Source organism: Leisingera sp. SA32, assembly GCF_056033425.1.
The window spans coordinates 19,766-27,359 of the sequence record NZ_JBVYHB010000027.1; the positions used below are offsets into that span (position 1 = coordinate 19,766).

The window sequence follows — 7,594 nt, forward strand, 5'->3', positions numbered from 1 at the left end:
CATGCGTGTATTGGTGACTGGTCATCGGGGGTATATCGGAACCGTTCTGACCCCGATGCTGATGGCGGCGGGGCATGAAGTGGCGGGCATTGACAGCGATCTCTACGAACGCTGTACCTTTGCTCCGGGCGGTGAGATGCCGCATGTGCCGATGATCCTCAAGGATATCCGGGCTATAGAGACTGCGGACCTGCTGGGGTTCGATGCGGTTCTGCATCTGGCCGCGCTGTCAAATGATCCGCTGGGCGATTTCCGCCCGCAAACCACCTATGACATAAATTTCGAAGGCACCATGAAGGTGGCCCGCGCTGCCAAGGCCGCCGGGGTGCAGCGGTTTGTGTTTTCGTCCTCCTGCTCGAACTATGGCGCGTCGGGCGCCGATTTCATTGACGAAACCGGTGCGTTCAACCCGGTCACCCCCTACGGGGAAAGCAAGGTGAAATCAGAACTGGCGCTGGCAGAGCTGGCCGATGACGGCTTTTGCCCGACCTTTTTGCGCTCTGCCACGGCCTATGGCGTCAGCCCGCGCATCCGGTTCGATCTGGTGCTGAACAATCTCGTCGCCTGGGCGGTGACAACCGGCAATATCCACATGAAATCGGATGGCACGCCCTGGCGGCCGATCACCCATATCGAGGATATCAGCTGCGCCTTCCTGGCAACGCTTGAGGCGCCGGTCGAAGAGATCCGCAACGAGGCGTTCAATGTCGGGGTGACGGAGCACAATTACCAGATCCGCGAGCTGGCCGAGATTGTGGCCGATGTGGTTCCGGGCTGCGAGGTTACCTTTGCCGAGGGCGCCGGGCCGGACAAGCGCTCCTACCGGGTGAACTGCGACAAGATCCGGCGCGTCATGCCGCAGTTCAAGCCGCAATGGGATGCGCGCCGCGGCGCGCGGTCGCTTTATGAAGCCTACCAGGCGCAGAAACTGACGCTGGAGGCGTTTGAGGGGCCGCGCTATCAGCGCATCGGCCACATCAAGAAGCTGATTTCCGAGGGGATCATCGATGTCACCTTGACACATACCCCCGCAGGCGAAGCCGCCCGCAGCCAGGAGGCCCAGGGCACAGAGCAATCGGTGTTTTCGTCCGACAGCACCAGGGCGCAGTGCATCTCCTGCGGTCACAAGGGGCTGGAACCGATCCTCGATCTGGGGCGGATGCCGCGGTCGGACGGCTTGCTGGAGGCGGCGGGCCTGTCGCAGAAGGACACCCTGGTGCCGCTGCGGCTGGGCTATTGTCCGGGCTGCACGCTGGTGCAGCTGCTGGAAACCCGCCCGGCCGAGGAAATGTTCGGCGACGATTACGTCTATTTCTCATCCTACTCCGAGGATCTGCTGAAGCATTCCAGGGAGAATGCGCAGGAGCTGATCAGCACGCACGATCTGGGGCCGCACAGCCTAGTGGTCGAGATTGCATCGAATGACGGCTATATGCTGCAGAATTTCAAGGCGCAGGACATCCAGGTCCTGGGGATCGACCCCGCCAGCCGACCCGCCACGGCGGCCCGCGAAAAGGGGATCGAGACGGTCGTCGACTTCTTTGGTACCCGCGTGGCTGCCAATCTGCGCGCCCAGGGCAAGCGGGCGGATGTGATCATCGCTAACAACGTGGTCGCCCATGTCGCGGATCAGAACGACCTGGTGGCGGGGATGGCGGATCTGATGGCGGACAACGGCACCATTGTTGTCGAATTCCCCTATGTCCGCGACATGATCGATTTCATCGAATTCGACACTATCTACCACGAGCACCTGTGCTACTTCTCGGTCGGCTCCGCCAAGGCGCTGTTCGAGCGGCACGGTTTGTACCTGAACGATGTCCGCCGCCTGCCGATCCACGGCGGCTCGCTGCGGCTCTATTTCAACAAATACAAGGCTGTTACGGATGCGGTGCAGGGTATTTTGGCCGAAGAGCATGACCTCGGGCTGGATCGCTACGATTACTACAAGACCTTCGGCGCGCGGGTGCGCGCCTTTCGCGACCAAGCCCGCAAGCTGGTGGGCACGCTGAAGGCTGACGGCAAACGCATCGCCGCCTATGGCGCCGCTGCCAAGGGCACGATCATGCTGAACTTCCTGAACCTGAATGATCGCGCCATCGACTATGCCGTCGACAAGAACATCCACAAGCAGGGCAAATACATGCCCGGCGTGCGGATCCGGATCGACGAGCCGGAGAAGCTGATGGAGGACAGGCCGGATTACGTGATGATCCTGCCGTGGAATTTCCGCGATGAAATCATCCGCCAGCAGCAGACCTTTCTTGAGACGGGAGGGAAGTTCGTGGTTCCGATCCCCAATCTCGAAATTGTCAGTGCGCCGGAACAGGACAGCAGCAGATGAGCGGCAAGAGCGCCTGTCCGGCCTGCAGCGGCCGGGACCTCACCGAGATTTACCGGCTTGAGGCGATCCCGGTGCAAAGCTGCATCCTGCTGGAGACTGCCGAGAAGGCCCGGCGGTTTCCGCGCCATCCGCTGGTGCTGATGTTCTGCGAAAGCTGCGGTTTCGTCTTCAACTCCGTGTTCGAGCTGTCGCGTGTCGACTATGCCTCCACCACCGAGGAGAGCCAGCACTTCTCCGGCACCTTCAACCGGTTTGCTCGGGAACTCGCGGCGGAGGTGGCCTCCCTCTACGACCTGAAGGGCAAGCGCACGCTGGAAATCGGTTGCGGCAAGGGCGAGTTCCTGCAGGAGCTCGCCCGCCAGTCCGGCACCATCGGGCTGGGGGTTGATCCCGGTTTCATCCCGGAACGGCTGCCCGGAGCAACAGGGCAGGAGATCACGTTTCAGCGTGAATTCTTTGATCCGGGCACCATCGCCGCGCCGCCGGATTTTGTCGTCTGCCGCCACACCCTGGAGCACATTCCCGATGTGGGCCGGTTCCTGAAGGACATTGTGCAAGTCATCGGCGACCAAGCCTGTGCCGGTGTCTTTTTCGAAACCCCGGATGTTCAGCGGGTGCTGCAGGAGGGCGCCTTCTGGGACATCTATTTCGAGCATTGCTCCTATTTCACCCAAGGCAGCCACGCGCGGTTGTTCCGGCGCGCGGGCCTGGATGCGACCCGGCTGTATCTGGCCTATGAGGGGCAATACATCATTCAATACGCAGCCCCCGCGGCAGGACGCCCGGCCTTGCCGCAAGAGGACGACCTGGACACGGTGCGCGCCCTTGCCGCGGCCTTTCCGCAGAAGGTGGCCGAGGTCCGGCGCCACTGGACCGACTTCGTGCGGGCTCGGCATGGCGCCGGCAAGCGGGTGGCGATCTGGGGAGGGGGGTCGAAATGCGTGTCCTTCCTGACCACAAACGATCTTGGGGCGGAGGTGGCGCAGGTCGTCGACATCAACCCGTTCAAACAGGGCAAATACCTGCCCGTCACCGGCCACCGCGTCAGCGCCCCAGAGCAGCTGCGGGAGACGCCACCCGACACGGTGATTGTCATGAACCCGGTCTACCTGGCCGAAATCGGGGCGCAATTATCCGCAATGGGCCTGACGCCAGAGCTGGTTGCGGTATGACATCCGGGAGCACCATAGCTTGCCCGCTGTGCGCCGCGCAGAAGGCCCAAGCCATCTTTAAGCTGGAAAGCGTTCCGGTGATCTGCAACCAACTGTGGCCGGACCGGGCGGCGGCGCGGGCGGCGCCTGCCGGAACCGTAGATCTGCAGCTTTGCTCCGATTGCGGGTTCATCTGGAACTGCGCCTTTGAGCCTGAGCGCATGATCTATGCGCCCGGCTACGAGAACGCGCTGCATTTCTCACCCAGGTTTCAAACCTTCGCCGAGGAGCTGGCAGCCGGGCTGGTGGCGCACCACGGGCTGGAAGGAAAACATGTGATCGAGGTCGGCTGCGGCGACGGCCATATGCTGGACCTGATGGCGCAGAATGGCGTGGCATCGGCCACCGGCTTTGATCCCTCCATGGCGGGGGTAGCCACGCCCTTCACCGCCCGCGACACTGTGGAGATTGTCGGCGAATACTTCTGCTCCGATCAGTTGGACCGGCCGTTTGACGCGATCCTCTGCCGCCATGTCCTGGAGCATCTGGAGGATCCGGTTGCCCTGCTGCACGATATCCGTCGGGCCATCGGGGGCCGGGATGTGCCAGTGTATTTCGAAGTGCCGAATGCCGGCTGGATGCTGGATGCGGTGTCGATGTGGGATGTCATCTACGAACATGTGGGCTATTGGAGCGCACCCGCCATAACCGCCCTGTTCCGGCGGACCGGCTTCGATCCGGTGTCCGTGCGCACCGGCTATGGCAACCAGTTCCTGATGGTCGAAGCGGTCCCGGTCGAACCGGAGCCGGGCTATCTGGATCCGGGCGCCGCAGAGATCTGCGCATCCGCCAAAGCCTTTGGACAGGCGGCGCGTGCGGAACTGCAGCGGTGGCGCGACAGGTTGCAGGACTATGACGGTGACATCGTGATCTGGGGCGCCGGCTCAAAAGGGATCACCTTCGCCAATGCCCTGGGGGAGGCGGCGAAGTCCCTGAGGGCGTTTGTTGATTTGAACACCCGCAAGCATCAGAGGATGGTTCCGGGTGTCGCCTTGCCGGTGATCGCGCCGGAGCAGCTCGTCAGTCTCCGGCCCTCTATGGTGCTGATCTCGAACGCTTTGTATGAGGACGAAATCATCGCCCAGGTTCAGGCCGCAAGCTTGTGGCCGGAATTCGCAATCATCGCCGGGTAGGGGAAGGGGCGGTTTTTTCGCATCGATGCCTTAACAATCTAAAGTATGATAATGCTACCATGGAGAGCATGCATGAGGATCAACAGGATCAAAGTGCCGCCCTGATTTCCCGGGGGCTGTGCGGAACCGGATCCGGTGCAACAGGCCGGGGAGGCCGCAGATATCTGTTATCACTTTCTTTGCCCTCAGGGAGGTCTGCTATGTTCAAGTTTATGTTCAGTTTTTTCACGGCGCTGCTGGTGACTGCAGCAGTCCAGGCGCAAGCCGGTTACAAGATCAAACCCGGCGACACGCTGAGCATCGAGGTGCTGGAGGATGAGAACCTGAACCGCAGCGCTCTTGTTCTGCCGGATGGGTCCATCAATTTTCCGATGGCTGGCGGCGTGGCCGCAGCCGGGCGGACGGTCGAGCAGATCAGGAGTGATCTGACAAATGCCCTGACGCCCAACTTTGCCGCCCAGCCGCGGGTTTTTGTGTCGGTAGACACGCTGGCTGAACCGGTGGCGCGGGGAACCGCCATCCGCAGAAGCCGCCCCGTCTATGTGATGGGAGAAATCACCGCCCCGGGCATGCTGGAGGCAAACCGCAGCACAACCCTGCTTCAGGCCCTTGCCCAAGCTGGCGGCCTCACCCGTTTTGCTGCCGAGAAGCGCATTCAGCTGCGCCGGGGCGACAAGATCTATCTCTACAATTACCGCACAAATGGTGGCTCCGGCATCTCCGGCAGCACGGTGCTTTCGCCTGGGGATGTGATCGTGGTTCCGCAGCGGCGCCTATTCGAATAACTCGACGCCAAGCCTCTGCCAGTCGGCAGAGGCGGGCCCGGTCCAGGGCGCCCTGCCGGATCACCCGCGCGGCCGAATCTGCGGTCTTGTTCGGGGTCTTATTTTGACTGGCGCAGCCACAGCCAGAAGCGCGTCTGTCGCAGGCGCAGGATCATCTTCCATTCCAGCCCGGCAAGGACCGGATGCCGGGATCTCAGCAACCTGCGCTGGTGTAGCACCCAGCCCAGCGGGCTGCGCGGCCCTTGGGGAAAAGCCGCTTCGGGAAACAGCTGCCGGATTATGCGACACTGCAATTCCAGCCCGAGTTTGAAACGGTAAGTCGGGAATTTTTCCTCGACCAGTCGCCAGTCGATGGGATCGTCTGGAATTGAACACAGCTCAATCAGGTCGTTCAGGTACCGCAGGTGAACAAACCCCGAGAACACACCGCGGTCATGCAGCATGTCATGCGCCAAATTGGTCATCAGGCGCAAATTCGCATTGGGGATCCGCACGGCCCCCTCTCCAAACGGAACGAGACGGCTTTGCTCTTCCATGTCGCGCGCGCTGATCGCGCCGAAATAGCGCTCCGGGATCTTGTGATGTATGTCCAATGCGCCGGCGGCATCCGCCCGGAAGTAGCTTCCCAGCGAATACTGGTTTTGGCTGTCCGGGAATTTTTCGTAGCCGATGCTGCTCAGGATCCGTTCGACAGCGGCATCCTGATCCGGATTCGTAACGATATCGAGGTCAAAGGACATCCGCGACACGTCGGCGGCATCCGCGGCCTGAAATAGATTGACCGCCCCCTTCATCAGGCCGACTTCCAGCCCCTCTGCGGTCAGAGCTGTCAGGACCTCGTCAAGCTGGGCTTTCAACATGCTGTTGCGGGTGTTGTTGGCGGCATTGACCGAGGCGAGGTAACTCAGCGCCTCAGGGTCGACCTGCGCGGCCTGACCGGACCGGAGCAGCCTTCTGTACAGCAGCGGGCCGACAAGATTTTCATTGGCGCAACCGATAATCCGTTCCCAATCCGAGTTCCGGGGCACCCGTCCCCGCAGGCATTCGGAAAAATCGACCAGAGCATTTGGAGGAAATACGGGCATCTATCAGCCCCTCCCTGCGCGGCGCCAGGCCTCTAGCGCCAAGGCGGCTGCCTGATCAAGACCGTCAAAGCCGACCCGGAAGAACCGCGCGGTGCCGACCAGGGCAGCCAGGGATTCAAAACCATCGCCCGACAGGCTGTCGTCCTGGGACCAGCAGGATCCCAGCATCATCTGGATGATCTCCTCCTCAGCGGTGACAGGCTCCAGCCCGGCCGCTGCATCCGACTGTCTGTGAAGAAAGAGCACGCAGCGGACAGGCCGCGGCGGACATTGGCCCGCGGCCAGCGCAATGTAGCGGACCACCTTGCCGTCCGGCCGCAAATAGCTTGGTCGGGTTTCAAGCTCTGGCCGACGGGACGCAAGAAGGGGCAGTGCGCCGCATTTTAACGTGGCTGGAAATGGCAGGGCCATCACCTGGCCACCGCTGCGCAGCACCGCCAGATCGTCCCCTTCGAGGCTGAAGCCTTCGTCCTGCAGCGCAACGGATAAGGTCGATTTTCCGCGGCCGGGGGCCCCGCACAGCAGCATGTTCCGGCCATCGGCGGAAACGGTCGCCGTGTGCAGCACCGGATCCTGCGCGGCATCCAGGACCAGCGTAGTCAGCAGGAACTTCAGCGCGGCACCAATTTCGTTCCAGCGGTGCCAGTCCGGGTCTTCACCGGCCCAGGCAAGCCCGACCCGCGCTGTCTCCTCGACAAGGACAAGTTGATTTGGGGTGGGGGCGGTCGGCACCAGGAGGTGGTCGAACAGGTTGCGCACCATCTCTGCCGTTTTTTCACCGGTGCAGGAAATTCCGATTGTGAACCCGTCAATTGACAGGCACAGGCGGGATGTGATCGCCACGGGTCCGGAGCACGGAGCCAGATAGCGGACGGCTCCTGAATTCAGCAACTCGGTTAAATTCTGCAGGCCATTGGCACCGTCGGTTGATGCCGATGAAACGAATTCGGAAATGGTTAGTCCGTCAACCAGCCGGGGCCATAATGCAACTGTGATTTCAGATGCATAGAAGAGTTTTTGTGTATGTGGCAGAAAT

The 7,594-nt window shown here is 61.7% G+C and carries 6 protein-coding genes; 4 read left to right on the forward strand and 2 right to left on the reverse strand.

What is annotated here, in order from left to right; genetic code table 11:
* The first annotated feature begins 1 nt into the window (after position 1).
* From AC0IPL_RS21555 to AC0IPL_RS21570, 4 genes are all read left to right on the forward strand, one after another.
* Complete coding sequence (locus tag AC0IPL_RS21555; protein WP_474277186.1) at positions 2-2,344, forward strand: NAD-dependent epimerase/dehydratase family protein; 2,343 nt, start codon at positions 2-4, stop codon at positions 2,342-2,344.
* Positions 2,341-3,516 carry a class I SAM-dependent methyltransferase gene (locus AC0IPL_RS21560; RefSeq protein WP_474277188.1) on the forward strand — a complete coding sequence of 392 codons (1,176 nt, stop codon included), beginning with the start codon at positions 2,341-2,343 and terminating at the stop codon, positions 3,514-3,516. Before AC0IPL_RS21555 ends, AC0IPL_RS21560 begins: the two co-directional genes overlap by 4 nt.
* Positions 3,513-4,688, forward strand: a complete 1,176-nt coding sequence (locus AC0IPL_RS21565; RefSeq protein ID WP_474277190.1) for a class I SAM-dependent methyltransferase — start codon at positions 3,513-3,515, stop codon at positions 4,686-4,688. Before AC0IPL_RS21560 ends, AC0IPL_RS21565 begins: the two co-directional genes overlap by 4 nt.
* A 200-nt stretch (positions 4,689-4,888) precedes the next feature.
* Positions 4,889-5,473 (forward strand): polysaccharide biosynthesis/export family protein, encoded by a 585-nt coding sequence (locus AC0IPL_RS21570; protein ID WP_474277192.1) that lies wholly within the window; start codon positions 4,889-4,891, stop codon positions 5,471-5,473.
* A gap of 98 nt (positions 5,474-5,571) precedes the next feature.
* Here the strand turns inward: AC0IPL_RS21570 and AC0IPL_RS21575 are convergent, their stop codons facing one another.
* Both AC0IPL_RS21575 and AC0IPL_RS21580 read right to left on the reverse strand, forming a co-directional pair.
* Complete coding sequence (locus AC0IPL_RS21575) at positions 5,572-6,558, reverse strand: nucleotidyltransferase family protein (RefSeq protein WP_474277194.1); 987 nt, start codon at positions 6,556-6,558, stop codon at positions 5,572-5,574.
* A 3-nt stretch (positions 6,559-6,561) separates the two neighbouring features.
* Entirely contained in the window at positions 6,562-7,401 is an 840-nt protein-coding gene (locus AC0IPL_RS21580) for a hypothetical protein (protein ID WP_474277245.1), read from the reverse strand.
* Positions 7,402-7,594: the final 193 nt, after the last annotated feature.